Source organism: Streptomyces oceani (genome assembly GCF_001751245.1).
GTDB classification, from domain to species: domain Bacteria; phylum Actinomycetota; class Actinomycetes; order Streptomycetales; family Streptomycetaceae; genus Streptomyces; species Streptomyces oceani.
In genome coordinates this window covers 84,397-110,892 of record NZ_LJGU01000151.1, presented here as the reverse complement: position 1 = coordinate 110,892, position 26,496 = coordinate 84,397, and the positions used below count along the sequence as shown (strand labels likewise).

21 protein-coding genes and 1 pseudogene are annotated in these 26,496 nt (G+C 70.4%); 6 read left to right on the top strand and 16 right to left on the bottom strand.

What is annotated here, in order from left to right; all coding sequences use genetic code 11:
* Positions 1-27 precede the first annotated feature (27 nt).
* From AN216_RS23675 to nth, 5 genes and pseudogenes are all read right to left on the bottom strand, one after another.
* Complete coding sequence (locus tag AN216_RS23675) at positions 28-2,307, bottom strand: transglycosylase domain-containing protein (protein WP_070198747.1); 2,280 nt, start codon at positions 2,305-2,307, stop codon at positions 28-30.
* Between the two features lie 165 nt (positions 2,308-2,472).
* Positions 2,473-3,117 (bottom strand): annotated as a pseudogene (locus AN216_RS23670) (MarP family serine protease); the annotation flags it as partial.
* Positions 3,118-3,176: 59 nt separating this feature from the next.
* Complete coding sequence (locus AN216_RS31170; protein ID WP_070198746.1) at positions 3,177-4,376, bottom strand: MarP family serine protease; 1,200 nt, start codon at positions 4,374-4,376, stop codon at positions 3,177-3,179.
* A gap of 123 nt (positions 4,377-4,499) precedes the next feature.
* Positions 4,500-5,213: an NUDIX hydrolase gene (locus AN216_RS23660; RefSeq protein ID WP_070198745.1), complete on the bottom strand. Its 714-nt coding sequence runs from the start codon at positions 5,211-5,213 to the stop codon at positions 4,500-4,502.
* A gap of 130 nt (positions 5,214-5,343) precedes the next feature.
* Complete coding sequence (nth, locus tag AN216_RS23655; protein ID WP_420855792.1) at positions 5,344-6,354, bottom strand: endonuclease III; 1,011 nt, start codon at positions 6,352-6,354, stop codon at positions 5,344-5,346.
* A gap of 200 nt (positions 6,355-6,554) precedes the next feature.
* On the opposite strand from nth, the gene AN216_RS23650 reads away from it, so the two are divergent.
* Complete coding sequence (locus tag AN216_RS23650; protein ID WP_070198743.1) at positions 6,555-7,229, top strand: Crp/Fnr family transcriptional regulator; 675 nt, start codon at positions 6,555-6,557, stop codon at positions 7,227-7,229.
* A 197-nt stretch (positions 7,230-7,426) separates the two neighbouring features.
* Here AN216_RS23650 and AN216_RS23645 read toward each other — a convergent pair whose 3' ends face one another.
* The 4 genes from AN216_RS23645 to AN216_RS28405 all read right to left on the bottom strand — a co-directional run bounded on the left by AN216_RS23645 (position 7,427) and on the right by AN216_RS28405 (position 10,069).
* On the bottom strand, positions 7,427-8,263 hold the full coding sequence (locus tag AN216_RS23645) for an MBL fold metallo-hydrolase (RefSeq protein WP_070198742.1): 837 nt from the start codon (positions 8,261-8,263) through the stop codon (positions 7,427-7,429).
* On the bottom strand, positions 8,260-9,240 hold the full coding sequence (locus tag AN216_RS23640; RefSeq protein ID WP_070198741.1) for an NUDIX hydrolase: 981 nt from the start codon (positions 9,238-9,240) through the stop codon (positions 8,260-8,262). The genes AN216_RS23645 and AN216_RS23640 overlap by 4 nt, the downstream gene beginning before the upstream one ends.
* 203 nt (positions 9,241-9,443) lie before the next feature.
* A complete protein-coding gene (locus tag AN216_RS23635; protein ID WP_079166917.1) occupies positions 9,444-9,911 on the bottom strand; it encodes a RidA family protein in 468 nt (155 codons plus the stop codon).
* Positions 9,908-10,069, bottom strand: a complete 162-nt coding sequence (locus AN216_RS28405; protein ID WP_107402080.1) for a Sp36 family protein — start codon at positions 10,067-10,069, stop codon at positions 9,908-9,910. The genes AN216_RS23635 and AN216_RS28405 overlap by 4 nt, the downstream gene beginning before the upstream one ends.
* Before the next feature lie 105 nt (positions 10,070-10,174).
* Between AN216_RS28405 and bagA the strand changes: the two genes are divergently transcribed.
* Positions 10,175-11,152 (top strand): ATPase BagA, encoded by a 978-nt coding sequence (bagA, locus tag AN216_RS23630; protein ID WP_070198739.1) that lies wholly within the window; start codon positions 10,175-10,177, stop codon positions 11,150-11,152.
* A gap of 140 nt (positions 11,153-11,292) precedes the next feature.
* The gene (gene bagB / locus AN216_RS23625) at positions 11,293-12,621 is read left to right on the top strand and encodes an ATPase BagB (protein ID WP_107402083.1); all 1,329 of its coding nucleotides are present in this window, start codon (positions 11,293-11,295) and stop codon (positions 12,619-12,621) included.
* 151 nt (positions 12,622-12,772) lie between these two features.
* Here the strand turns inward: bagB and AN216_RS23620 are convergent, their stop codons facing one another.
* The 5 genes from AN216_RS23620 to AN216_RS23595 all read right to left on the bottom strand — a co-directional run bounded on the left by AN216_RS23620 (position 12,773) and on the right by AN216_RS23595 (position 20,037).
* Positions 12,773-13,129, bottom strand: a complete 357-nt coding sequence (locus AN216_RS23620; protein ID WP_070198738.1) for a WhiB family transcriptional regulator — start codon at positions 13,127-13,129, stop codon at positions 12,773-12,775.
* Positions 13,130-14,198: 1,069 nt separating this feature from the next.
* On the bottom strand, positions 14,199-15,125 hold the full coding sequence (locus tag AN216_RS23610; RefSeq protein WP_079166914.1) for an alpha/beta fold hydrolase: 927 nt from the start codon (positions 15,123-15,125) through the stop codon (positions 14,199-14,201).
* Positions 15,126-15,129: 4 nt separating this feature from the next.
* Complete coding sequence (locus tag AN216_RS23605) at positions 15,130-15,594, bottom strand: phage holin family protein (protein ID WP_070198735.1); 465 nt, start codon at positions 15,592-15,594, stop codon at positions 15,130-15,132.
* Positions 15,595-16,252: 658 nt separating this feature from the next.
* On the bottom strand, positions 16,253-18,217 hold the full coding sequence (gene acs, locus AN216_RS23600) for an acetate--CoA ligase (protein ID WP_070198734.1): 1,965 nt from the start codon (positions 18,215-18,217) through the stop codon (positions 16,253-16,255).
* 188 nt (positions 18,218-18,405) lie between these two features.
* Positions 18,406-20,037 (bottom strand): SulP family inorganic anion transporter, encoded by a 1,632-nt coding sequence (locus AN216_RS23595; RefSeq protein WP_079166913.1) that lies wholly within the window; start codon positions 20,035-20,037, stop codon positions 18,406-18,408.
* Between the two features lie 276 nt (positions 20,038-20,313).
* On the opposite strand from AN216_RS23595, the gene AN216_RS23590 reads away from it, so the two are divergent.
* A complete protein-coding gene (locus AN216_RS23590) occupies positions 20,314-21,588 on the top strand; it encodes a polysaccharide deacetylase family protein (RefSeq protein WP_070198732.1) in 1,275 nt (424 codons plus the stop codon).
* Positions 21,589-21,636: 48 nt separating this feature from the next.
* Here the strand turns inward: AN216_RS23590 and AN216_RS23585 are convergent, their stop codons facing one another.
* Complete coding sequence (locus AN216_RS23585; protein ID WP_070198731.1) at positions 21,637-22,635, bottom strand: ATP-binding protein; 999 nt, start codon at positions 22,633-22,635, stop codon at positions 21,637-21,639.
* A gap of 105 nt (positions 22,636-22,740) precedes the next feature.
* Between AN216_RS23585 and AN216_RS23580 the strand changes: the two genes are divergently transcribed.
* Positions 22,741-23,619: a Fic family protein gene (locus AN216_RS23580; RefSeq protein ID WP_070198730.1), complete on the top strand. Its 879-nt coding sequence runs from the start codon at positions 22,741-22,743 to the stop codon at positions 23,617-23,619.
* A gap of 436 nt (positions 23,620-24,055) precedes the next feature.
* On the opposite strand, the gene AN216_RS23575 is transcribed toward AN216_RS23580, so the two are convergent.
* Positions 24,056-24,880, bottom strand: a complete 825-nt coding sequence (locus AN216_RS23575) for an HAD family hydrolase (RefSeq protein WP_070198729.1) — start codon at positions 24,878-24,880, stop codon at positions 24,056-24,058.
* Positions 24,881-25,334: 454 nt separating this feature from the next.
* Here AN216_RS23575 and ssd point away from each other — a divergent pair, with 454 nt between their 5' ends.
* Positions 25,335-26,489: a septum site-determining protein Ssd gene (ssd, locus tag AN216_RS23570; RefSeq protein WP_070198728.1), complete on the top strand. Its 1,155-nt coding sequence runs from the start codon at positions 25,335-25,337 to the stop codon at positions 26,487-26,489.
* Positions 26,490-26,496 lie beyond the last annotated feature (7 nt).

The window sequence follows — 26,496 nt, the reverse complement described above, 5'->3', positions numbered from 1 at the left end:
ACGGGCCGGGGCCGGGGCCGCGGGCCGTTAGCGGGGCTGCGGCCAGCCGCCGTTGCCACCGCCATTGCCGCCGTTCCCGCCGCCGCCGATCATGCCGGGCGGCAGGGTGATGTCCGGCAGGGGGTTCTCAGGGGCCTCCGGAAGCTCCGGCACCTCCGGCACCCTGGGTGGCTTCGGGTCGTCCGGTTGGTCATCCTCCGCGTCGTCGTCGCCCTTGTCCTCGTCCTTCTTGCCGCCCTTGTCCTTGTCCTTGACCTCGACGGTGGGCAGCTTGCTCGCGGGCTTGTCCGCCAACGCGCCGTTCATCGCGTCCCGCCAGATGGGGCCGGGCACGCCACCGCCGAACACCTTCTCGTGGTACTTCCCGCCGATCGTGATGTCGACCATCCGCCGCTCGTGGGCCGGGTCGCCGACCCAGACCGCGCTGGACGCCTCCGGCGTGTAGCCGACGAACCAGGCGGCGTAGCGCTCGTCCGAGGTGCCCGTCTTGCCGGCGCTGTCCCGGCCGCTCAGCCCGGCCTTCTTGCCCGTACCGTCCTCAACGACGCCCTTCAGCAGGGAGTTCACGGTGTGCGCGGTCTTCTCGGACATGGCGCGCTTGCAGGTGGACTCGGGCACCTTCAGCGACTTGCCGCGGGCGTCGGTGATCGACTCGATGGCGATCGGAGTGCAGTGCACGCCGTTGTTCGCGAAGGTGGCGTACGCCTCCGCCATCGTCAGCGGCGTCATCTCCTGCACGCCGAGGGTCATCGAGGGCACCTGCTGCAGCTGTTTTCCGTCGGCCCGCTCCAGGCCCATGCGCTCGGACAGCTTGGAGACCGGGCAGATACCGATGTCGCTGATCAGCTGGACGTAGTAGGTGTTGACCGACAGGGCGGTCGCTTCCTTCATCCGGTACGGGCCCTTCTCCGTCTCATTCTCGTTCTCGACGGTGGAGCCACCCCCGGTCCACTGCTCGCCGCCGCACTTGCTGACCGGACTCGGGTATTCCATCTTGTACGGCGCCGAGTACTTCTTGTACGGGCTCGTCCCCTGCTCCAGCGCCGCCGCCGCGACCACCGGCTTGAAGGTGGACCCCGGCTGGTAACCGCTGCCGCCACCCATCGAGCGCTTGACGGAGAGGTTGATCTCGGTCTCGTCCTCCCCGTAGCCGTACGGCCGGGACTGGCCCATGGCGAGGATCTTGCCGGTGCCGGGCTCCACGATCGAGGTCGCCGCCGCGACCTGGTCGGAGCTGCGCACGTGCTTCTCCAACGACGCCTGGACGGAAGCCTGGGCGGTCGGGTCCAGGGTCGTCTTGATGGTCATCCCGCCCCGGTCCCAGCGCTTCGCCCGCTCCTTGCGGCTCTTGCCGAAGGCCTTGTTGGTCAGGAAGACCTCACGCACGTAGTCGCAGAAGAAGCTCGCGCCGTCGACGGCGGTGATGCAGCCGTTCTTCGGCTGGCTGACCTGGAGCCCGAGTGGTTCCTCCTTCGCCTCCTTCGCCTCCTTCTTGCTGATGTCGCCCAGCTCGGCCATCCGGTTCAGCACGACGTTCCGTCGCTTCTCGGCCGTTTCCGGGGAGCTGACCGGGTCGTACGCGCTGGGTGACTGCACCAGGCCGGCCAGCAGCGCGGACTGCGCGATGCTGAGTTCCTTGGCGGAGGTGGAGAAGTACCGCTGGGCGGCTGCCTCGACGCCGTACGCCTGCCGCCCGAAGAAGGTGATGTTGAGGTAGTTCTCCAGGATCTGCTTCTTGCCCAGCTCCTCCTCGACCTGGATGGCGTACTTCAGCTCCCGGATCTTCCGGCCCACGCCCTCGGGCCCGGTGCGCTGGGTCGCCTCGGCGATCTCCTCCTGGTCGTTGCCCGCCTCCTCGACGAAGACGTTCTTGACGTACTGCTGGGTGAGGGTCGAAGCGCCTTGGACCTCGCTGGACTGGCGGTTCTGGTTCAACGCGCGCAGGATGCCCTTGAGATCGATGGCGCCGTGCTCGTAGAAGCGGGAGTCCTCGATGGCGACGATCGCCTTGCGCATGTGCGGCGAGATCTGGTCGAGGTCGACGACCGTGCGGTCCCGGGAGTAGACCTTGGCGATCTCCTCGCCGTCCGCGTCCAGGATGGTGGTGCGCTGGCTCAGTGGCGGACGTTTGAGGTCCGTCGGGATCTCGTCGAAGCTTTCCACCGAGCCCTTGGCGGCGAGCCCGGCCAGCCCCGCGCCGGGCAGCGCGAGCCCGGCCAGCACCGCGCCGGAGAGCACGCTCACGCCGAGGAACTTGGCGGCCTGCTGAGGGACGGTCGGCCCACTGCCGGGACGCTTCGAAGCCATGCAGAGCAGCTTAAACCGTCCGGCCGCCCGGATGCCGCCGGCGTCCCTGGTCCGCACGGGACGCGGCGAGGAGACGTACGGCGGCTGGTACGAGCCCGGGCGCGCGGCCGGGCGGTGCGGCCGGGCGTACGGCAGCCGACGCGGCGCCGGGTGCGGCGTACGGCGTCAGAGCGCGCAACCCTGGCTGTCCACGGGGCGTTCGGCCGTACGACCCCGCTGGATGTCCGGGCGGATCTCGTCCACCGTGAGGGCGTAGCCGGTGTCGTCGTCCTCCATGGACTTGGCGAAGATGACGCCGTAGACCTCGCCTTGCGGGGTGAGGAGCGGTCCGCCGGAGTTGCCCTGCCGGACGGTGGTGTGCAGGGAGTAGACGTCCCGCTGCACGGTGCCGCGGCGGTAGATGTCCGGCCCGCCGGCGTCGATACGGCCACGCACCCGCGCCGCGCGCACGTCGTACGCGCCGTTCTCCGGGAAGCCGGCGACGATGGCGCTGCTCCCGGTGCCGGCGTCCTCCTCGGCGAACTCCAGCGCGGGGGTGTCCAGTCCGGGTACGTCCAGGACGGCGATGTCCCGCTCCCAGTCGTAGAGCACCACCTTCGCGTCGTGCAGCGGGCCCTCACCGCCGATCTGCACGGTCGGCTCGTCGACACCGCCGACGACGTGAGCGTTCGTCATCACCCTGCCCTCGTCGAAGACGAAGCCGGTGCCCTCCAGTACCTTGCCGCAACTCGTCGCCGTCCCCACCACCTTGACGATGGACCGCTTGGCCTGGGCCGCCNCTTGGCCGTACAGCAGGAGCCCGGGCGCGCGGCCGGGCGGTGCGGCCGGGCGTACGGCAGCCGACGCGGCGCCGGGTGCGGCGTACGGCGTCAGAGCGCGCAACCCTGGCTGTCCACGGGGCGTTCGGCCGTACGACCCCGCTGGATGTCCGGGCGGATCTCGTCCACCGTGAGGGCGTAGCCGGTGTCGTCGTCCTCCATGGACTTGGCGAAGATGACGCCGTAGACCTCGCCTTGCGGGGTGAGGAGCGGTCCGCCGGAGTTGCCCTGCCGGACGGTGGTGTGCAGGGAGTAGACGTCCCGCTGCACGGTGCCGCGGCGGTAGATGTCCGGCCCGCCGGCGTCGATACGGCCACGCACCCGCGCCGCGCGCACGTCGTACGCGCCGTTCTCCGGGAAGCCGGCGACGATGGCGCTGCTCCCGGTGCCGGCGTCCTCCTCGGCGAACTCCAGCGCGGGGGTGTCCAGTCCGGGTACGTCCAGGACGGCGATGTCCCGCTCCCAGTCGTAGAGCACCACCTTCGCGTCGTGCAGCGGGCCCTCACCGCCGATCTGCACGGTCGGCTCGTCGACACCGCCGACGACGTGAGCGTTCGTCATCACCCTGCCCTCGTCGAAGACGAAGCCGGTGCCCTCCAGTACCTTGCCGCAACTCGTCGCCGTCCCCACCACCTTGACGATGGACCGCTTGGCCTGGGCCGCCACCGGGCTGTTGGCCAGGCCCGGGTCGGGGGCGGGGACGTCGGTGATGGGCTCGTTCGAGAAGGGGGAGAAGACCTGGGGCAGGCCGTTCTGCGCGAGCACCGAGGAGAAGTCCGCGAACCAGCTGTTGGCCTCCTCCGGGACCACCTGCGAGACACCGTGCAGCACCTTGGAGGCCCGTGCCTCCTTGCTCAGCGTCGGCAGCGCGGACTGCGCCAGCGACGCCCCGATCAGCCAGGCGACCAGCAGCATCGCCAGCACGTTGACCAGCGCGCCGCCGGTGGCGTCCAGTGCCTTGGCCGGGGACCAGGTGATGTAGCGGCGCAGCTTGTTGCCCAGATGGGTGGTGAACGCCTGGCCGACGGAGGCGCAGACGACCACCAGGGCGACCGCCGTCACCACGCCGAGCGTCCCCGGTGGCGCGTCGTCCGTCAGCTCCGCCCACACCACGGGCAGTACGAAGATCGCCGCGAGCCCGCCGCCGAGGAAGCCGACGACCGACAGCACGCCGACCACGAAGCCCTGGCGGTAGCCGACGATCGCGAACCAGACGGCGGCGAGCACGAGCAGAATGTCCAGCACGTTCACCGCGTCACCCTCCAGAGTCGTCGGCACCGCGCCCAGCGCCGCGCGGGCGGCGGCGGGCGTACGGGGCAGCGTACGGGCAGGGTACGGGCGGCGGCTGGGTGGGGAACCGGCGTGCGGGGGCCATCAGGAGTGCCAGTCGAGCGGGAGGTGCCGGTCGGTGTCCCAGGGGACCTCCCAGCCCGCGAAGTGGAGTATCCGGTCGATGACGCCGGCGGTGAAGCCCCACACGAGCGCGGACCCCACGGTGAACGCCGGTCCGCGGTAGCCGCTCGGGTGTACCGCCGTCGCGCGGTTCCCGGGGTCGGTGAGTTCGCTGACGGGCACGGTGAACACCCGGGCGGTCTCGGCCGGGTCTATCGGCGCGACGGGCGTACGCTCCCGCCACCAGCCCAGCACCGGCGTGACGACGAACTCGCTGACGGGGATGTAGAGCGCCGGCAGGGTCGCGAACACCTGTACCCCGTCCGGGTCGAGCCCGGTCTCCTCCTGGGCCTCGCGCAGCGCTGCCCGTAGGGGCCCGGCACCAGCCGGGTCGCCGTCCTCCGGGTCGAGCGCGCCACCGGGGAAGGACGGCTGGCCGGCGTGCGCGCGGAGGGTGCTGGAGCGTTCCATCAGCAGCAGTTCGGGCCCCTCGGGGCCGTCGCCGAACAGGATGAGTACGGCCGACGGGCGCCCCGCGCCGCCCGCTGGCGGCAGGAACTGGCTGAGCTGTCTGGCCTCGACCGAGTGTGCCGCGCGGTCCACGGGCTCCAGCCAGCCGGGCAGGCCGTCACTGTGGATCGTGGGCGTTGGGAACGGGGTCGGGGCCGGGTCGGGACACTGGCTGGCGCGGGTCATGCGCACCGCCGCCCGGCCGCCATGGTGGGCCGTACCGCCGCCAGGGCGCGTGAACCCACCGCGCCCGCTGAACGCTCCGCGCGCACTGGCTTCTCCGCTCGCTGCCCGAGCCGCAGCGAGCGAAGCCTGCTCACCGGCCCTCCAGCGGCGGGGCTGGCTGGCCCGGGAAGTCCGGTGGCGGCCTGAGCCGTTGGCCGGGTCGGCCACCCAGCTCGTACTTCAGCAGTTTGCGTGCCTTGTCCGGGTCCAGCTCCCCCTCGCCGTACGCCGGGCACAGCGTCGCCAGCGGGCAGGCGCCGCAGGCCGGCTTGCGCGCGTGGCACACCCGTCGGCCGTGGAAGATGACGCGATGCGACAGCATGGTCCAGTCCCGCTTGGGGAAGATCTCCGCGATCTCGGACTCGACCTTGTCCGGGTCCTCCGCGGTCGTCCAGCCGAAGCGCCGCACGACGCGCCCGAAGTGCGTGTCGACGGTCAGGCCCGGCACCCCGAAGGCGTTCCCGAGGACGACGTTCGCCGTTTTGCGGCCGACGCCGGGCAAGGTGACCAGGTCAGCGAGCTTCCCCGGCACCTGGCCGTCGAAACGGTCGCGCAGCGCCACCGCGATGCCCTGTACGGCCTTCGACTTGGCCCGGAAGAAGCCGGTGGGGCGGAGAATCCCCTCCAGCACCTCCGGATCGGCGACGGCCAGGTCCTCCGGGGTCGGATAGGCGGCGAAGAGCGCGGGCGTGGTCTGGTTCACCCGCAGATCCGTCGTCTGGGCCGAGAGCACCGTCGCGATCAGCAGTTCGAAGGGGTTCTCGAAGTCCAGCTCGGGATGGGCGTACGGATACATCTCGGCCAACTCGCGGTTCATACGGCGCGCACGGCGCACCATCGCGAGCCGGGACTCCGCCTTGCGGCCACCGGCCCGTTGAGCTGGCGACCGTTTCGAGGGCCGGCCGGAAGACGGTCCGGACTCCGCTCCGGTCCGTTCAGCGTCGGACGCCTCCGTACCGGATGGCTCCGCACCGGCCGCCGCGTCGCTCGCCGCCCCTCCTGCCGTCCTGCCGCCCTTCGTCCGGGCGTGTTCGCCCACAGCGGAACCCTCTGACGCCGTCACCCGCGCGGCCCCCTCTCTCCGAGCTGCACCGCTCTCCACCGGCTACTGGACACCCGGCCAGCGTAGAGGGGACAACTGACATTCGCCCCGTACGGAGCGGAATCACGCCCCGATCCGACCCCTGCCGCACGATACGGGCGGGTAGTGCGTCAAACTTGTGACTGATCGCACTGCTTTACCGTCCGGCATCATGGGGTGCCACAGCGCCCCTCATGGGCAGGTCGACAAGGAGAGAACTCGTGGACGACGTTCTGCGGCGCGCCCCGCTCTTCGCGGCGCTCGATGAGGAGCAGGCCGCTGAGCTGCGCGCCTCCATGACCGAAACGACACTGGCGCGCGGCGAGGTGCTCTTCCACGAAGGGGACCCCGGCGACCGGCTCTATGTCGTCACCGAAGGCAAGGTGAAGCTCCACCGCACCTCTCCCGACGGCCGGGAGAACATGCTGGCCGTGCTGGGCCCCGGCGAGCTGATCGGCGAACTGTCGCTGTTCGACCCCGGGCCGCGTACGGCCACCGGCTCCGCGCTGACGGAGGTCAAGTTGCTCGGCCTGGGGCACGGTGACCTGCAGCCCTGGCTGAACGTGCGGCCGGAGGTGGCGTCCGCGCTGTTGCGCGCGATCGCCCGCCGGTTGCGGCGTACGAACGACTCGATGTCGGACCTGGTCTTCTCCGATGTGCCGGGCCGTGTCGCCAAGCAGCTCCTCGACCTCTCGCGGCGGTTCGGCGTGCAGTCGGAGGAGGGCATCCACGTGGTGCACGACCTCACGCAGGAGGAGTTGGCCCAGCTGGTGGGCGCCTCCCGGGAGACCGTCAACAAGGCGCTGGCGGATTTCGCGGGCCGCGGTTGGCTGCGGTTGGAGGCTCGCGCGGTGATCCTGCTGGACATCGAGCGGCTGGCGAAGCGCTCGCGCTGACTCCGGGTCCGACCCTGGAGGCTGACCCGTGGTTCACGGACCGGCCAGCGGGCGGGTCCCGCGGCTGGGTCGGGAGCCCGGCCCGCCCCCGGCCGTACGGTATGACCGGCGGCGCAGGCTGGCATGGTGGCGCTGGCACGGCACCGGCTGGCATGGCGGCGGTGGACGGCGCGGCCTCGGGGAGGGGAAAGCGGCGTCTACGGCCGCGTCAGCCCGTGTTCCCACAGATAGTCGAGCTGGGCTCGGACGGACAGCTCCGCGGCCGGCCACAGCGAGCGGTCCACGTCCGCGTACACGTGCGCCACCACCTCCGGCGCCGTCCGATACCCGCTCTCGACAGCGGTCTCCACCTGGGCGAGCCGCTTCGCCCGGTGGGCCAGATAGAACTCCACCGCTCCGCGCGCGTCGGCCAGCAGCGGCCCGTGGCCGGGCAGCACGGTGTCCACCCCGTCATCCACGGTGAGCGAGCGCAACCGGCGCAGTGAGTCCAGGTAGTCGCCCAGCCGCCCGTCGGGATGGGCCACGACGGTGGTGCCTCGTCCGATGACGGTGTCGCCGGTGAGGACGGCGCCGTCGGCCGGCAGGTGGAAGGAGAGCGAGTCCGCGGTGTGCCCCGGGGTCGGCACGACGCGCAGCTCCAGGCCGCCCGTGGTGACGACGTCCCCCGCCGCCAGTCCCTCGTCCCCCAGCCGCAGTGCCGGGTCCAGCGCGCGTACGGGCGTACGGGTCAGCTCCGCGAACCGGGCCGCGCCGGCCGAGTGGTCCGCGTGGCCGTGCGTGAGCAGGGTCAGCGCGACCCGCCGCCCCGCTCGGGTGACGGTGTCCACGACCGTCCGCAGGTGGGTCTCGTCCAGCGGCCCGGGATCGATGACGACGGCCCGGTCCGAGTCCGGCTCGGTGACCACCCAGGTGTTCGTGCCGTCCAGGGTCATCGCCGAGGGGTTCGGCGCCAGTACGCACCGCGCGCGGGTGGTGCCGGTGCCGTCGATGGGGCCGCCGCGCGGTTGCCCGGGGAGAGCGGCTGCGTCGGTCACGGTGTGTCTCGTTTCGTGGGGTGCTCGGTGCCCGGAGGCCGCTCGGCGGACTGCTCCGGTGCCCGTACGGCATGGGGCTCCGCTGCCCGTACGGGATGAGGTGGTGGGACCCGCTTGGTGAACTCGGCGTGCCCCGGCCAGCTCAGCACGATCTCCCCGTCCTCCAGCCGGGCCCGCGCCACCACCGGAGCCAGGTCGCGCTCCGTGCTGCCGGCCAGCGCGTCGGCCGCGCGCTCGTAAGGGCGCAGCTGGCGCAGTGTGGCGATGGTCGGGGGCATCATCGTCAGCTCCCCGCGGTCGTACCCCTCGGCGGCCCGGGCCGCGCTCGTCCAGACCGTACGGTCGGCCTCGGTGGAGGCGTTGCGGGTGCGCTGCCCCTCGGGGAGTACGGCGACGAAGAACCACGTGTCGTACCGCCGCTCCTCGAACTCCGGGGTGATCCAGCGGGCCCACGCCCCCAGCAGGTCGCTACGCAGCAGCAGGCCACGGTGGTGGAGGAAGTCGGCGAAGGAGGTCTCCCGGTTGACGAGCGCGGCTCGGTCCGCCTCCCAGTCCGTGCCGGTGGTGTCGGACACCACGGTGTCCGCGTCCGGCCCGGCCAGCAGGACGCCGGCCTCCTCGAAGGTCTCCCGGACGGCCGCGCACACGATGCTCTGGGCGGTGGCCTCGTCCGTGCCGAGCCGTCGGGCCCACGCGGACCGGGAGGGGCCGGCCCAGCCCAACGGCGGCCGGCCCGGCTGCGACTCGGCGTCGCGCGGGTCGACGGAGCCGCCTGGGTAGGCGTACGCGCCGCCGGCGAACGCCATGGACGTCCTCCGGCGCAGCATGTGCACCTCGGGCGGGCCCTCGGCGGAGTCCCGCAGCAGCATGACGGTGGCCGCCCGTCGCGGGAGCTCCGGGGTGATCTCGCCGGCCGCGTGCGCACGGATGCGCTCGGGCCATTCCGGCGGATACCACTGGCCGTTGGGGGAGGACATGAGCGGATGCTACGGGCTCCGCTCGGGATGTTCGAGACCCCGGCCCCGGCCCCGGTCCCGGGGCTCCGGACACCCACGCCCCGTGCGTAAGTCCCGTGCACGGGTCGAGGCCACCGGCTGAACGCGCGGGTGTGCCCCGCCGGACGCGCGCTCCTTGCGTCCGGCGGGGCTGGCTGCGGCCGCCTCGCGTGCCGGGAGCTGGTTCAGTCGGCCAGTTCCACCTGGATCTCGACCTCCACCGGCGAGTCCAGCGGAAGCGCCGCCACCCCGACGGCGCTTCGCGCGTGGACGCCACGGTCGCCCAGCACCTCGCCGAGCAGTTCGCTGGCGCCGTTGATGACGCCCGGCTGCGCGGTGAAGTCGGGGGCCGAGGCGACGAATCCGGTGACCTTCACCACCTGTGCGATCCGGTCCAGGTCGTCCACCACCGAGGTCACCGCGGCCAGCGCGTTCAGCGCGCACACTCCGGCCAGCTCCTTGGCCCGTTCCGGCGTGACCTCGGCGCCGACCTTGCCCGCGGTCAGCAGCTTCCCCTCCACCAGCGGCACCTGGCCCGAGGTGTAGACGTACGGCCCGCTGCGCAGCGCCGGAACGTACACCCCGGCCGGTGCGGGGACCTGAGGCAGGGTCATGCCAAGCTCGGCGAGCCTGCTCGTCACCCGCCCGCTCAAGACTGCTTCTCCCGCTTGAGGTAGGCCACCAGTTGCTCGGAGCTGTTCGGCCCCGGCACCACCTGCACCAGCTCCCAGCCGTCCTCTCCCCAGGTGTCCAGGATCTGCTTGGTCGCGTGCACGAGCAGCGGCACGGTCGCGTATTCCCACTTCGTCATGCGCCCGAGCCTATGCCTCCGCCCGGCACCCGGGACAACCGGACGGGCTACCGGGCGCGGCCGGGTGCTGGTTCGACCGATCCGCGACGAATTAGGGTCCGGAGAGTGAGCAGGTTGCACGTAGTGACGGGCAAGGGCGGCACCGGGAAGACGACGGTCGCCGCGGCACTCGCGCTCGCCCTCGCGGCGGAGGGCCGCCGGACGCTGCTGGTGGAGGTCGAGGGTCGGCAGGGCATCGCGCAGCTCTTCGAGACCGAGCCGCTGCCGTACGAAGAACGCAAGATCGCGGTGTCCTACGGTGGTGGCGAGGTGTACGCCCTGGCCATCGACGCCGAGCGGGCACTGCTCGACTACCTACAGATGTTCTACCGGATGGGCAGCGCGGGCCGGGCGCTCCGCAAGTTGGGCGCCATCGACTTCGCCACCACCATCGCTCCCGGGCTGCGCGACGTACTGCTGACCGGCAAGGCGTGCGAGGCCGTACGCCGTCGGGACAAGCGTGGTCGGCGGGTGTACGACGCGGTGGTGATGGACGCGCCGCCCACCGGCCGGATCACCCGGTTCCTCGGGGTGAACGACGAGGTCGCCGGTCTGGCCAAGGTCGGTCCGGTGCACAACCAGGCGCAGGCGGTCATGCGGGTGTTGAAGTCCTCGGAGACCGCGGTGCACCTGGTCACGCTGTTGGAGGAGATGCCGGTGCAGGAGACCGTGGACGGGGTGGCGGAGCTGCGGGCCGCCGGGCTGCCAGTGGGCAGCGTACTGGTCAACATGGTGCGGCCGGCCTCGCTGTCCGGCACGGACGTACGGGCGGGCGCGGGGGCGGTGCCGGAGCTGGCCGCCGCCCTCGCCTCGGCCGGGCTGGCCGGGGGCGAGCGCGGGGGGCGCGGGGAACGCCTCGCCGAGGCTTTGTTGCGGCAGGGGCGGGAGCACGCCGAACGGGTCGCGCTGGACGAGGAGCAGCGGGCCGAGATCGACACGCTGGGGCTGCCGGTGCACGAGCTGGAACTGCTGCCGGACGGCGGTGACCTGGCCGGCTTGTACGGCCTGTCCGTGGTGCTGCGGGAACAGGGGGTGCGGGCGTGACGGCCGCGCCGAAGGCGTACGGGAGCGGGAAGGCGTACGGGGGCGGGAAGGCGTACGGGAGCGAGGCGGGGCACGGAAGCGAGGCGGGGCACGGGTCGAAGCCCGCGTCGGCGCGGGGGAGCGGCTCGGGGCGCACGGAGCTGGACGACGTCCCCCGGCTCGAGCTGGACCCGCTGCTGGACGATCCGGAGACTCGGATCGTGGTGTGTTGCGGGGCCGGTGGCGTCGGCAAGACCACGACCGCGGCGGCCCTCGGGGTGCGCGCGGCGGAACGCGGACGCCGTGCGGTCGTCCTGACCATCGACCCGGCGCGCCGGCTCGCCCAGTCCATGGGCCTGAGCGAGTTGGACAACACCCCACGCCTGGTCCCCGGGGTCGACGGCTCGGCCGGTGGCGAACTGCACGCGATGATGCTCGACATGAAGCGGACGTTCGACGAGATCGTCGAGACGCACGCGGACGAGGAGCGCGCCCGCGCCATCCTGGAGAACCCGTTCTACGAGTCGCTGTCGGCCGGATTCGCCGGCACCCAGGAGTACATGGCGATGGAGAAGCTCGGGCAGCTGCGCGCCCGGGAGGAGTGGGACCTGATCATCGTGGACACCCCGCCCAGCAGGTCCGCGCTGGACTTCCTGGACGCGCCGAAGCGGCTGGGGTCGTTCCTGGACGGCACGTTCATCCGCTTGCTGACCGCTCCGGCGAAGGCGGGCGGTCGGGCGGGCATGAAGTTCGTCAACATGGGCATGGCCGGGCTGTCGATGTTCACGGGCCTGCTCAACAAGCTGCTTGGCGCTGGGCTGTTGCGGGACGTGCAGACCTTCGTGGCCGCGATGGACACCATGTTCGGCGGATTCCGCACGCGTGCGGACGCGACGTACCGGCTCCTGCAGGCGCCTGGTACGGCGTTCCTCGTGGTGGCCGCTCCGGAGCGGGACGCGTTGCGGGAGGCGGCGTACTTCGTGGAGCGCCTGGCCGCGGACCGGATGCCGCTGGCCGGGCTGGTGCTGAACCGTACGCACGAGACGGACGCGGTCGGCCTGAGCGCGGAGCGGGCACTGGCCGCCGCGGAGAGCCTGGAGGAGGGCGCGGGCCCGGACCTCGAAGCGGACGCGGATCTCGATGGGGGAAACGCTTCGGAATCGGCGGCGTCCGCGGCGTCCGCGGCGCCCGCGGAGGCTGAGGGGGCCGCGGAACGCCTGGCGGCGGGGCTGCTCAGGTTGCACGCCGAGCGGATGCGGGTGGTGGCTCGGGAGCGCCGCACCCGGGAGCGATTCGCGGCGCTCCACCCGGAAGTGCCGGTCACCGAAGTCGCGGCGCTCAGCGGGGACGTGCACGACCTGAGCGGGCTACGGGCCATCGGGCACCGCCTCGCCGCCACCACGCCGGATGTTCAGGACGTTCAGGACGTTGCGGATGTTCCGGCGGACCCGGGCGATCCGAAGGGCGCGACGGGGCGCCCCGCTTCGTAGTGGGTTCTCATGGCCGGTCAGATGCGGACAGGCCAAGGCCCCGGGGCCGAGCCCGCGCCTGTCCACGACACGTGCCAGACCCGCCGCGGGTGGGCCTGGCACATCCGGGCCCGCCGGGCCGATGCTCAGCCGCGGGTTGTCGTGTGTGGATTCAGCCGGCCGCCACGGCGTAGCCGGCACGCTCCTCCCCGACCGCGTCGAGCTCCATGGGCAGCGGGTTCTCGCCCGTGCCGCGCTCGTACTCGCTGCGTGCGGTCTCGAGCAGGCGGCGCCACGAGGTGACTGTGGGGCGGCGGCGTAGCAACGCTCTCCGCTCCCGCTCGGTCATACCACCCCAGACGCCGAACTCCACCCGGTTGTCCAGGGCGTCGGCCAGACACTCCGTACGCACCGGACATCCGGTGCAGACTGCCTTGGCGCGGTTCTGGGCCGCCCCTTGTACGAATAGTTCGTCCGGATCCGTCGTGCGACAGGCTGCCTGCGCACTCCAGTCGGTTACCCAGCCCATAGCCGGTGCCGTCCTCTCCCGAATCGAGGCTCCCCCACGGCGGCAGCGGCATATTCACCGTTGCCAGTTGAGGACGTTACGTAAGGCGCGCAGGGTGCAACACCCCCGCGCGGCCCAATCTTGGATGGCCCGAACGGACTATGGGTGCGCGCCAGATCACCCACCGGAGTGACATGGCGGTGAGCTGCGGGTTTTGGGCCGCCGAGGGATGTTCAACTGTCAGTTGATAAACCGGGCGCAGGTGAAGAAGCAGTGAAAATCGGGCGGTTGAGTGGGCGCCTGGAGTCTAGGCGAACATCTGCGCGCCGGCCGGGATTTCGTGCGACCCCACAAGCCGTCACGCGTACGGAAGCTGGTCGGGACCGCGATCCGGCCGTGGTGCCCACGGACCCTGTTGCACCGGGCCTGGTACCCCGTTCGTGGCCTCGCACGCAGGGCTCGCGCTCCTGATGCCCGTACTCGCGACACATGCCTTCGGCGCCTGCGGCTTCGGCACTCACGCACGACGCGGGGCCGGGGACGGGTGCGTAGCCTCGCGGGATCTCACGCGTGCCCAGGGGCGCGTCGCCTCGCCCCGCCCCGGTCGCGACTCAACCCCGCGGGTGCCGCATCCTCGCACCAACCCAGCGCGCGCGACGACGCAGAATGCGCGGTATGCCGCCAGGGGAGTTGGCTCTCCGGGCAGGTCGCTGAAGGAGTCGGTTCGGACGTCGGACCGGGAGGAACCGCTCCGACGCACTGCCGGGATCGTCTGTCACGTCACGATGACCGTGCGTCCAGCTCATTCCCGCCTCATGCCCGTGGCACAAGGTCCATAACCATCAGACGGCCGCTCGGCCGAGTCCACATGTACGGGCAGGTCAGCCGTAGTTGAGGTGCCGGGCTGCGTCCGCCGCCCCCTTCGGTCGCCGTCGGTCCCCCTGCGCGTACGCCTCCTCGCCGTGCCCGCATCCGGTCTGGCTGCGTAGGGGCGTGGGCCCCGGTCCCCGGTCTCCGAACTCGGTCCCCGGGCGTGCGAGACCGAACTCGGCCCCCGGGCGTACGAGCTGCCGCGGACCCGAACGCTGGCTCACCGGTCCGGTTCCGGATCGCGCAGCCAGTCGATCAGCTCGCCGGAGAACGCCGTCGGATCCTCCTCCTGCGGGAAGTGCCCCAACCCGTCGAACAGCCGCCAGCGGTAGGGCGCTTCCACATACTTCCCGGAACCAGCCGCGCTCCGCGTGCGGAGCACCGGATCAAGAGAACCGTGCAGATGAAGCGTAGGCACCCGAACCGGCCGCTTCATGCGCCGATTGAACTGGAAACCGTCCGGTCTGCCCAGCGAGCGGACCAGCCAGCGGTACGGCTCCACCGAGCAGTGGGCCGTGGACGGCACGCACATCGCCCGCTGATAGTTCTCCACCGCCATCGACGCGCCCTGCGCGGGCCCGGACCATTCCCGGATCAGTCGCCCCACCAGGGCCCCGCCGTTCGCGACGAGTTGACGTTCGGGCAGCCAGGGCCGCTGGAAGCCCCAGACGTACGCGCCCGCCACGGTCTGCCGCACATCCCCGAGCATCGCCGCTCGCCACCGCCGTGGATGGGGCATGGAGGCAACCACCAGCCGGCGGACCAGCTTGGGCCGCATCACTGCCGCTGTCCAGGCCAGATAGCCACCAAGGTCGTGTCCGACGAGCGCCGCGTCCGACTCGCCCAGCGAACGGATCACTCCGGTCACGTCCAGCGCGAGGTTCGCCGGATCGTAGCCGCGGGGCGTACGGTCACTGCCGCCGACACCGCGCAGGTCCATGGCCACGGCGCGGTATCCGGCGTCCGCGAGTGCCGTCAACTGCGCTCGCCAGGTCCACCAGTACTGCGGGAAGCCGTGAAGCAGCAGGACCAGCGGTCCGTCTCCCAACTCCGCGATGTGGAACCGTGCTCCGTTTGCCGCCACATCGCGGTGTGTCCATGGCCCCGGCGGGCGTACGACTGGTTCCGCGCTGTCCGGAGCCCTCATGCGTTCAGCGTGTCACAACCGTGGGCTCCGTGGCGGTCCCTTCGGCCGCTCCCCTCGTGTCACCGCTCGCACGCGGGTGCGGCTTCGCGTGGGAGAGCACGGAGGCGGACTGCTTGGCCGAGGCGATCGTGCGCTTCGGCGGCTCGATGCGCTTCAGGATGATCTTGGCCACCAGTGCCAGCAGCAGCGCCAGCAGGATGAACGCGCCACCGACGATCAGGAACGACCAGGCCAGACCAAGGCCGAGGTTGTGGATGCCGTACGCCGCGGCGAAGCTCAACACCGGCAGCGAGAAGAGGATCAGCACGATGGCGACGATGCCGGCCCCGCTGCCGATCACCCCGCGCTTGACGTCCTGCCGAATCTCGACCTTGGCCAGCGCGATCTCGTCGTGCACGAGTGCGGACAGCTCGGTGGTGGCCGAGGCGACCAACTGGCCGAGGCTGCGGCCGTCGTCGGCTGCGCTCATCGGTGTCTCCTGTCATTTGTTCTGTGCTGTGGCGAGGCGTGAGGTGAGTGCTGGCGCACGGTCGCCCGTGCGTCGAGCGGTCCCTCAGATCATGCCGGACATCATCATCCGCCGCGCCGCGGTTCCTCAGCCGGCAGGGTGGCCCGCGCCTGACCGTACGTCCCCAACCGACCGTACGCCCCTGCGCCGCACGGGTTACCGACCGGTCCGCCCCCCGGCGCGCCCGCAAGGGTCGGGGTGCGGGCCGGCCCCGGCACCGCCGTCGTCCGACCTCCGGTGCTGGTCGCCCGACCTCTGCCGCTGGTACGCCCGGTCTCTGCTGCCAGAAAGCCGCTCTTCCCGCGGTCGTACACCGGCCGGTGGCGAGCGCACGTCGGGCGAGGACGGCGTGCGACCCGGGACGGTTGGTGGCACTCGCCGAGGCGGGGCCGCGCTGTACGCCACACCCAGCCCACACACACGCGTGCGTCCACATCCACGTGTACGCCTACGTGGCCCGCGGCATCCGGCCCAGCTGGTCAGCGCGGTCTCGTCGTCACGCGCCCACGGGCGGGACCCACGGTCACCCGCCCGTGGGCCGCGTCGACATGTACCTATTCGTCCGCGTACCCGCCTGCGCACTCTCCTGTGTGCTGGCGTGTGGGTGCATAAGCGGCCGTCAGTCGTCGTCCGCACCCGGCAGCTTGGCCTGGATCAGGTCCATCACCGAGGTGTCGGTCAGTGTGCTGACATCACCCAGCGCGCGGTTCTCCGCGACATCGCGCAACAACCGCCGCATGATCTTGCCCGACCGGGTCTTCGGTAGCTCAGCCACGGGCAGAATCCGTTTCGGCTTGGCGATCGGCCCGAGTTGCTTGGCGACGTGCGTGCGCAGCTCCTCGGTCAGACCTTCCGCCTCCGTCACGGCGCCACGCAGGATGACGAACGCGCAGATCGCCTGAGTGGTTTCCGGGTCGGTGGCGCCGACGACCGCGGCCTCGGCCACCTTCGGGTGTGCCACGAGAGCCGACTCGACCTCCGTGGTGGAGATGTTGTGTCCGGACACGAGCATCACGTCGTCCACCCGGCCCAACAGCCAGACGTCGCCATCCTCGTCCTTCTTCGCGCCGTCCCCGGCGAAGTAGCTGCCCTCGAAGCGGGACCAGTAGGTGCTCCGAAAGCGCTCGTCATCTCCCCAGATCGTGCGCAGCATGGCCGGCCACGGATCAGTGAGCACGAGATAACCGCCCCCACCGTCCGGCACCGCTTGTCCCTCGTCGTCCACCACGGTCGCGGAGATACCCGGCAGCGGCACCTGAGCCGAGCCCGGCTTCGCGTTGGTCACCCCCGGCAGCGGGCTGATCATGATGCCGCCGGTCTCGGTCTGCCACCAGGTGTCCACGACGGGCGTACGGTCGCCGCCGATGTGGTGCCGGTACCAGACCCACGCCTCCGGATTGATCGGTTCCCCGACCGAGCCCAGGATGCGCAGGGAGGTCAGGTCGAACTTCGCCGGGATCTCGTCGCCCCACTTCATGCAGGCACGGATCGCGGTCGGCGCGGTGTAGAGCAGCGTGACGCCGTACTTCTCGACGATCTCCCACCAGCGGCCCTTGTGCGGTGAGTCGGGCGTGCCCTCGTACAGCACCTCGGTCGCGCCGTTGGCCAGCGGTCCGTAGACGATGTACGAGTGGCCGGTCACCCAACCGACATCGGCGGTGCACCAGAAGACGTCCGACTCGGGCTTGAGGTCGAATACCGCATGGTGCGTGTAGGCGACCTGGGTGAGGTAACCGGCGGTGGTGTGCAGGATGCCCTTCGGCTTACCGGTGGTGCCGGAGGTGTAGAGGATGAACAGCGGGTGTTCGGCGTCGAAGTCCTGTGGAGTGTGCTGCTCCGGCTGCCGATCCACCACCTCGTGCCACCACAGGTCACGCTCCTCATGCCACTCGACGTCCGGCTGTCCGGTGCGGCGCACCACCAGCACATGCCGCACACGCTCCGTCCCGGGCCGGGTCAGGGCCTCGTCGACGGCTGGCTTGAGCGCGCTCGGGTTGCCCTTGCGGAAGCCGCCGTCCGCGGTGATGACGACCCGGGCGTCGGCATCCTCGATACGAGTGGCCAGAGCGTCCGCCGAGAAACCCCCGAAGACGACCGAGTGCGGCGCTCCGATCCGGGCACAGGCCAGCATCGCGACGATCGTCTCCGGGATCATCGGCAGGTAGATCGCGACCCGGTCGCCCGCGGTGACGCCCAGCTCTGTCAGAGCGTTGGCCGCCTGGGACACCTCGCGCTGCAGGTCGGCGTAGGTGATCGTACGGGTGTCCCCGGGCTCGCCCTCGAAGTGGATCGCCACCCGGTCGCCGAGTCCCGCCTCGACGTGTCGGTCCACGCAGTTGTACGCGACGTTGAGCTTGCCGTCGGCGAACCATTTTGCGAAGGGGGGGTTGGACCAGTCCAGAGTCTCGGTCGGTTCGGTGCCCCAGGTGAGCCGACGGGCCTGCGTCGCCCAGAACCCCAATCGGTCGTTCTCGGCCTGCTCGTAGGCGGTAGCGGTGACGTTGGCGCGCGCGGCCAGCTCGGCCGGTGGTGTGAACCTCCGCTCCTCCTTGAGCAGGTTGGCGAGGGAAGGACTCTCGTTCATATGGGGCTCCCGGTTCTCGCAGTGGTGTAGACCAGTAACCGCATGCTTAGTGATCAATGCAGACAAGGTCAACCCTGCCGATCCTGGCACTAACGGCCGTACGGGTACAGCGTCCACTCGAGACCTGTGGATAACTTGGCTCCCGGCGGCCCGGCCATGAGTCGCCCAGCCGCTCGTGCCAAGGGGAGTCAGCTGGTCGCGTGGGCGCCAGGCCCGACCCGTCCGCCGTGCCACGCGCCGTCCCCGCCGCCGTCGCCGTGCCCGCCACCGCCGCGATTGCCGACAGCACCGCCCTCCCCGCCGTCACCGGGATACCGGCAGTTCGCGGAGATCCGTACGCTGCCGCCGTGCGCGGCGTGCGTCGCCTGCCACTCGTCGAGCGTCTCGTACGCCGCGTGGTCCATGAAGGAACCATCCAGGTCCAGCAGCACGTGACTGCCCTCCGGCAGGCGCCCCAGCACCCGGCTCAGCCGGGGCACCGCGAGAAACGTCAACTGCCCGTGGACCTGCACGTGCTGGCCTTCGTCCGTTACGCGGTGGACGACGCGTGTGCGTGCCAGTCGGTGCAGAGCCATCGTCACCGCGACCACTCCGCCGACCGCGATCCCCTGCAGCACGCCCAGCAGCACCACGCCGACGGTCGTGGTGACGTACACGAGGGCCTCTCGGTGCCGGGTCACCGCGCGGATGTGCGTGCGCTTGACCATCCGTACGCCGACGACCAACACCAGTGCCGCCAGCACCGCGAGGGGGATCAGCTCCAGCACCGGAACCAGTAGTCCGGCGGCCAGCAGGACCCACAGGCCGTGCAGCATCGTGGAGTTGCGGCTCATCGCCCCAGCCGCGACATTGGCCGCGCTGCGTACGGCGACGCCTGCCACCGGAAGGCCGCCGAGCGCGCCGGAGACCATGTTGGCGGCGCCGAGGCCGCGCAGTTCGCGGTCCAGGTCAGCGCGCGGCACCCGCTGCTCCTCAGAGCGCCGCGCGGTCAGCTTGTCCATGGCCACCGCGGACAACAGGGACTGGACGCTGGCCACCAGCGCCACCGTGAGCACTCCGGCGAGCAGGCCGAGTACGGGGCCGTCCGGGGGTTCGGGGAGCGCGTGGCTGTGCCAGGAGGGCAGATGCACGAGGGGAAGCGACGCACCGCTGACCGTCGTCACGATCGTGCCGAGCACCACCGCGACCAGGGCGGCGGGCAGGAGCGTCAGCGCCCGCGTCAGCGGCCGATGTTGCGGAAGCCGCCCGTGCAACCACGGCCACGCCAGCAGTACACCGACGGTCAAAGCGCTCGCCGTGAGCGCGCCGGGCCGCGGATCGGCGAGCTGGCCGGGCAGTGCCGTTGCGTTGGCGAGGGGAGAGTGCCCTGGCGTGCCGCCAAGCATGATGTGTGCCTGGGCCAGCGCGAGCGTGACACCGATGCCGGCCAGCATGCCGTGCACGATCGCCGGGCTTACGGCGAGCGCGGCGCGGGCGACGCGTAGGCACCCGAAGGCCAGTTGCAGCACCCCGGCGCCAATCGTGATCGCGCAGGTGGTGCGCCAGCCGTAGAGGTGGATGAGGTCCGCGGTGATCACGGTGAGCCCAGCCGCGGGGCCGGTGACCTGGAGTGCGGAACCGCCGAGCGCGCCACCGACGACACCGCCCACCGCGGCGGCGACGAGACCGGCCTGGAGTGGGGCGCCGGCCGTCAGGGCGATGCCGAGGGAGAGCGGTAGGGCGATCAGGAAGACCGCCACCGAGGCGGAGAGGTCAGCAGCGTGCGGTCGGGTCTTCGATAGACGCCGGGCGATCTGTCGGGCAGTGCTGGGTGAGGGCATGGGGTTGCTCTCCTACGAGGACGTCGCAGGTCAAGGGGACTTGGATGCGCTCGCGCGGTGGCGGGGGTGACCGCGTTTGTGGCCGCTGACAGTAAAAAGAGCGCAACGAAGCGTAAAGACCTCGTGAAGCGGCCCACCACCATCTCGTCCGGTGCTAACCCCAACGGGTGAAAAAATATGTGGAACCGCTTGTCATACAAATCCCTCTCTCTCAGCGTGCAACGTTGGATCCGCATAAAGACGTTCATCGCACAATCATGAGAATGGGGTGAGGCAATGACAGCCGCTCGACGCGTGGCTGCGTGCACGGCGGGGCTGACCGCGTTGGCGGTGCTGCTTGGTGGATGCGGGAGCGGGACGGACGACGCCGGCAATCCCGGGTCGGACGGGGACGCCAACAACGACGGAAGGAAGGCGAAGCCCCGGCTCATCGGAGACGGTTCCACCGCTGACACGGGCAAGCAGCCCAACCAGCCCACTCCCAAGAAGCTCAAACCAGGTGAGAAGCCACCGCAGTTCGTCGTCTTCTCGTGGGACGGGGCCGGCGAGGACAGCAACGCGCTCTTCTCCCGCTTCCGTGAGCTGGCCAAGAAGTACGACGCCTCGATGACCTACTTCCTCACCGGGATGTACCTCCTCCCGGAGGACGAGAAGAAGCGCTACCACGCACCGGGTCACGACCCGGGTGACGCGGACATCGGCTACCTCAAGGACGAGAACATCAGGTCCACGCTGAAGCAGACCCGTAAGGCGTGGCTGGATGGCAGCGAGATCGGCACCCACTTCAACGGTCACTTCTGCGGCCCCGGCGGCGTGGACAGTTGGTCGTCGAAGCAGTGGAAGAGCGAGATCCGCCAGGCCAAGTGGTTCGTGAAGAACTGGAAGACGACGACGGGTTGGAAGGACATGGAGCCGTTGCCGTTCGACTACGAGGAGGAGCTGATCGGCGGCCGTACGCCCTGCCTCGAGGGACGTACGAACCTGCTTCCGGCCGCCAAGGACATGGGATTCCGCTACGACTCCAGCGGTAACGGCACCCAGGTGTGGCCGGACAAGGAAGCCGGCCTCTGGGACCTGCCACTCCAGCAGGTCCCGATGCCTGGTGAGTCGTTCGAGACCCTCTCCATGGACTACAACTTCCTGGCGAACCAGTCCAAGACGCCGGACGGCCCGCCCGCGAAGTGGCCCGCGTACCAGAAGCAGATGCACGACGGCCTGATCCAGGGCTTCCAGCGGGCGTACGAGGGCAACCGTGCCCCGATGATCATCGGCAACCACTTCGAGCAGTGGAACGGCGGCATCTACATGGACGCCGTGGCCGATGTGATCAAGGAGATCTGTGTGAAGGACGATGTACGCTGCGTCTCCTTCGAACAACTCGTCAACTGGCTGGACGCGCAGGATCCGAAGGTCCTCGCGAAGCTGCGCGGCCTGCCGGTCGGCCAGGAGCCGGCTGAGGGCTGGAAGAAGTTCCTCAGCAAGCCCGCCACATCGGAGACGGACTCCGCCGACACCGGCGAGCCCGCGGGGTCCGCCGGGGCCGGCGGGTAGTCACCCCTCCCGCGTCTCCGTCGTGGTCCTCGTCGACCCGGAGGGTGGTCAGGTCACCTGAGCCGGGTCGACGCGGACGGGAGTACGCTCCGTCAGTACGAAATCGGGGTCGACCTGCGCTGCCAGGTCGGCTCCGGTTCGTGCGTTGCCCCAACTCTCGGCGTTTCGCAGGTGGAAGTGCACCATCTGGCGTGTGTAGCGCTGCCAGTCGCGTCGGGCGTACGCCTCGTCGGCTGCTCCCCGAAGCGCGCGGATGGCCTCCTGGTTGGCGGACTCCAGCTCGACGAGCGGGCGTTGCCGACCCTTCTCCATGGAGCGCACCCAGTCCGAGTGTCCGAACGTGACCATCAGGTCCTCGCCCACCTCCTCACGGAGGAAGGAAAGATCGTCCTTGGTCTGCACCTTGTTCCCCACGACCCGAAGCGTGACGTCGTAGTCGCGGGCGTACTCCTTGTACTGGCGATAGACGGCGACGCCCTTCCTGGTCGGCTCGGCCACCAGGAAGGTCATGTCGAAGCGAGTGAACATGCCGGAGGCGAAGGAGTCACTGCCCGCCGTCATGTCCACGACCACGAACTCGTCGCGGCCGTCAACCAGATGATTCAGACACAGCTCAACGGCCCCGACCTTGGAGTGATAGCAGGCCACGCCAAGATCCGATTCGGTGAAGGGGCCCGTCGCCAGCAGGCGGACGCTGCCGCCCTCCAGCAGGACCGAGCGGGCGCAGGCGTCGTAGACCGGATTGGCCTCGGTGATCCGGAGCAGTCGTGAACCCGCGCCGGGCGGAGTGGTTTTGATCATGGCCTCCGCGGAGGTGATCCGGGGATTGCCCCCACGGAGGTAGTCCTTGATCAGTGGGAGCTTGGCGCCCAGAGCGGGCAGCGCCGCCGCGTCCCCCTCCTCCATGCCGAGGGCGACGCCCAGGTGCTGGTTGATATCGGCGTCCACCGCGAGCACGGGGAGATCCTGGGCCGCGAGCCCCCGGATGAACAGCGCGGACAGCGTGGTCTTGCCGCTGCCGCCCTTGCCTACGAAAGCGATCTTCATGTTCGTTAGCGTAGTCATGCGGATGCACTGCGTGGTGATTCGGAGTGAACAAGACCACCCGATCGAGGGGGTTCGGCGACGGAGTCGATGCGTAGGGTCATACGCATGAGTAACAGCACTGACCCGCTGGCCCCGTTGACCGAGCTGCCTGGCGTGCCAGAAGCGGTGGCCGGCCTACGGAAGGCCGTCGACCGGCTGTACGGACATCGTGTGATGCGTCGGCGCAGCAGCGAGGTCAGCGCGGAGTCGGCCCTGCGCGGGGCGCGTGCCTCCGCGGCGCTGGCGGGCGCGGACTGGGCGTTGGAGGAGGTTCGACGGCGCAGTGACTTCGGGGCGGAAGCGGAGGCGCGTACGGTCGGCGCCGCTCTGCGGGTGACTGGTGAGTGCGGACAACTGCTGGAGGTGTGGCGGCATTCGCCGCCCAGTGTCCTCGCCCGGCTGCACCTGGTGGCGGCAGGTGGCGTGGCACCGGCCGACACCGTGGGCCGGCCCAGGCTGGCGGGCGAGACGGTCTCCGACGAGGGCGCGGAGGCCGCCGAGGCGACTGGCGCGGCAAGCGCGTGCGACATGAGCGCTTCTGGGGCCGAAGTGGCGTTGCCCGACGTGGACGAGGTGTCCGCCCGGCTCGACGCGCTGGCGCGGCTGGCCACGGGAGGCACGAACGTCCCGGCCCTGGTGCTCGCGGCGGTGGTGCACGGTGAGTTGATGACTCTGCGACCGTTCGGCTCGTACAACGGCGTGGTGGCGCGGGCCGCCGAGCGAACCGTACTGGTGGCGAGCGGGCTCGACCCCAAGGCGGTGTGTCCCGCCGAGGTGGGGCACGCGGAGGGGGGCGTCGAGGCGTACGCGCGGGCGCTGGCCGGTTACCGCTCCGGGGAGCCAGCCGGCATGGCGACATGGATCGGGCACTGCGGCCGAGCCGTGGAGTTGGGGGTGCGCGAGAGTACGGCGGTGTGTGAGGCGATGCAGCGCGGAGCGGCCTGAGGGCGGGCGAGTCGGTACCGCTCGCACGCTGCTCCGTGAGGCGTTGACCGACTGGCCTGGTGCCGCACGAGGTGCGGCGGCGCCGCTTCAGGCGCGACGCCGCCGCCAGCATGTCCACCGGGGTACCAGTGCGTGCTCACTTTAGTGTCCATCAGGTCGGGACTGTGCCCGTCTCCTGGTGCGACTGGCCCGTATCGCGGGTCGGCTGCGCGTGGGTTCCCGGTTTTCATGCTTCCGGTCCGTGGGGCCTTCTGCGTGATCCGGAGTCCTTTTCGATCGATCCGGACGGTCTCGCGGGCCGTTGACTCCTTTGTACCTCGGAGGGAGATCAGGTGGAACCCCCTCATGGAGAACTTTGCCTTCTGGACTTTCTCGCCTCGAATCGGGCAACAGGGCACTCCGCGGACCGTCGGTGCCGAAAGCCCTCCGAACTCGGTCAGTCGCGGCGCTTGCTGGCGTACCAGACCAGTCCCGCCGTGGTCGCCGCCGCCGCTATGGCGGCGCCGGCGACGGCGATCACCGGGCGGGACGGCATCGACAGCGAGGGCACCCGTTGCTTCAGTCGGACGGGTCGTGAGAAGGAGAGCACCGGCCAGTCGCGAGACAGTGCCTCCTTGCGCAGCGCGCGGTCCGGGTTCACGGCGTACGGGTGGCCGACGGACTCCAGCATCGGAACATCCGTCGCCGAGTCGCTGTACGCGAAACTGCGTGACAGGTCGTACCCCTCGGAGCGGGCGAGTTCCTCGATCGCCTCCGCCTTCGTCGGGCCGTAGGCGTAGTACTCCACCTCCCCGGTGAAGCAACCCCCCTCCACGACCATGCGGGTGGCCACCACGTGGTCGGCGCCGATGAGCCTTCCGATGGGCTCCACGACCTCCGCCCCGGAGGTGGAGACGATGACGACGTCCCGCCCCGCGAGGTGATGTTCCTCGATCAGTGAGGCGGCTTCGTCATAGATAATGGGGTCGATGAGGTCATGGATCGTTTCGGCGACGATCTCGCGCACCTGTTGGACGTTCCAGCCTCGGCAGAGAGCCGAGAGGTACTCGCGCATCCGTTCCATCTGGTCGTGATCCGCGCCGCCGGCCAGATACACGAACTGGGCGTAGGCGGTACGCAGCACGGCGCGGCGATTGATCAAGCCACCGCGGTAGAACGACTTGCCGAAGGTGAGGGTGCTCGACTTCGCAATGACCGTCTTGTCCAGATCGAAGAAGGCAGCGGTACGGGGTAGCGACGGGATTTCCACAAGAGCGAGCATAAGCGCCAACCATTCGGCGTAAGCTAGAGCACGTTGGTTTGCTTGAGAAGGCTCTCGGGTACACCATGGAAGTCACGGATCGTTCGCGACCGTGCTACCCCGGTCCGACTCCTCCCCCCCGAGTCGGCCGTGGGGACGACCCCCGCTCTCCCCCCCGGCGGGGGTCGTCGCATGTCGGGGGCTTTTTCATGTCTCGGCCTCCTGGTTGCCGTTTCTCCGCCCGGATCGGGTGCGTTCCGCTGCCCAGTAAACCCGTCACGGTGTGTAATCGGCGAAAGTCTCTGCGAAACTCACTAGTTTGAGCGATCGAATAATTCACAGCCCCTAAGTTATCCACAGTTTCGGCGCAAGATCACCAAGCGTTTTCGGCGCGACGCACAGTGATTCCACGCAGCGACCGTCCGAGCCCGCGGGCCGGACGGCCAGCTATTGGAACCACGAGGGAGCGTTGGCCATGGCCGAAACCATCCTGATCGTCACAGAGGACGACGAACTACTCGATGACCTACTGCGACTCTGTGCCGCCGCCGGAGCAGCGGCCGAAGTGGCACACGGCGCGCCCGTGGACCGCACGGCATGGGCGAGTTGGGGTGCGGCGGCGGCATGGGAGCGGGCGCCGCTGGTGTTGGTCGGTGACGACTGCGCCGTGGGCCGCGCCGGCTTGGACGGCACGGGCACCGGCCCGCCCGGCAGCGCACGGAGGGCGGGTGTGCTCCTGGTCGGCAGGGACCCGGACGACTCCGGTGTCTGGGAACGCGGAGCACGCTTGGGGGCGGAGGGCGTGGTCATCCTGCCCAACGCCGAGCGGTGGCTCACCGGACGCATCGCGGACGCCCTTGAGGGGACGGGGAGCCCGGCCCTGACCGTAGGGGTGCTGGGCGGGCGCGGCGGTGCGGGAGCCTCGACGCTCGCCTGCGCGCTCGCGGTCACCGGCGCGGGTACGGGTCGGCGCACCATGCTGATCGACGGTGATTCGTTCGGTGGTGGCCTCGACGTGCTGCTCGGCGGCGAACGGGAGGAGGGGCTGCGATGGTCGGCGTTCACCGAGTCGCATGGGCGGGTCGGCGGTGTGGCGCTCGAGGAGTCACTGCCGAGACTGCACGGCTTGAGCGTGCTCAGCTGGGATCGCGGAGACACGGTGGTGGTCTCGGAGCACGCGATGAGGTCCGTGCTCGGCGCGGCCCAGCGGCACGCCGAGATCGTGGTGGTGGACCTGCCGCGCAGGATGGACGAGGCGGTCGCCGAGGCACTTGCGCATCTCGACCTCGGTTTGCTGGTGGTGCCCGCGGAACTGCGCGCGGTCGCTGCCGCGCAGCGCGTCGCCACGCGTACCGGGATGGTGCTCCGGGATCTACGCGCGGTGGTGCGTGCCCCGGTCGGGCCCGTCACGCGGCGCGCTGGTGAGGAGTACGCTGCCGGCCTCGACGACGAGGAAGTGGCACGGCTCCTTGACCTGCCACTGGCCGGAGAACTGCCCTGGGAGCCAGGACTGTCGGCGGCTGCCGAACGGGGGGACCCGCCCGGCTCCGAGGCAGCAGGCCCGGTCGCGCGCTTCTGTCGCGAGTTCTGGAAGCTGTCGCTGCCAGCCGGCGGAGGTGCTGAGGCATGAACGGACT

Excerpts from the sequence above, each read along its gene's own strand:
- acs (WP_070198734.1), bottom strand. The coding sequence starts at position 18,217 with ATGAACGAGAGTCCTTCCCTCGCCAACCTGCTCAAGGAGGAGCGGAGG.
- AN216_RS23610 (WP_079166914.1), bottom strand. The coding sequence starts at position 15,125 with ATGAGGGCTCCGGACAGCGCGGAACCAGTCGTACGCCCGCCGGGGCCA.
- AN216_RS23605 (WP_070198735.1), bottom strand. The coding sequence starts at position 15,594 with ATGAGCGCAGCCGACGACGGCCGCAGCCTCGGCCAGTTGGTCGCCTCG.
- AN216_RS23675 (WP_070198747.1), bottom strand. The coding sequence starts at position 2,307 with ATGGCTTCGAAGCGTCCCGGCAGTGGGCCGACCGTCCCTCAGCAGGCC.
- AN216_RS23595 (WP_079166913.1), bottom strand. The coding sequence starts at position 20,037 with ATGCCCTCACCCAGCACTGCCCGACAGATCGCCCGGCGTCTATCGAAG.
- AN216_RS23575 (WP_070198729.1), bottom strand. The coding sequence starts at position 24,880 with ATGCTCGCTCTTGTGGAAATCCCGTCGCTACCCCGTACCGCTGCCTTC.
- AN216_RS23590 (WP_070198732.1), top strand. The coding sequence starts at position 20,314 with ATGACAGCCGCTCGACGCGTGGCTGCGTGCACGGCGGGGCTGACCGCG.
- AN216_RS23660 (WP_070198745.1), bottom strand. The coding sequence starts at position 5,213 with ATGACCCGCGCCAGCCAGTGTCCCGACCCGGCCCCGACCCCGTTCCCA.
- ssd (WP_070198728.1), top strand. The coding sequence starts at position 25,335 with ATGGCCGAAACCATCCTGATCGTCACAGAGGACGACGAACTACTCGAT.
- AN216_RS23640 (WP_070198741.1), bottom strand. The coding sequence starts at position 9,240 with ATGTCCTCCCCCAACGGCCAGTGGTATCCGCCGGAATGGCCCGAGCGC.
- AN216_RS23620 (WP_070198738.1), bottom strand. The coding sequence starts at position 13,129 with ATGGGCTGGGTAACCGACTGGAGTGCGCAGGCAGCCTGTCGCACGACG.
- AN216_RS23580 (WP_070198730.1), top strand. The coding sequence starts at position 22,741 with ATGAGTAACAGCACTGACCCGCTGGCCCCGTTGACCGAGCTGCCTGGC.
- AN216_RS23585 (WP_070198731.1), bottom strand. The coding sequence starts at position 22,635 with ATGAAGATCGCTTTCGTAGGCAAGGGCGGCAGCGGCAAGACCACGCTG.
- AN216_RS28405 (WP_107402080.1), bottom strand. The coding sequence starts at position 10,069 with ATGACGAAGTGGGAATACGCGACCGTGCCGCTGCTCGTGCACGCGACC.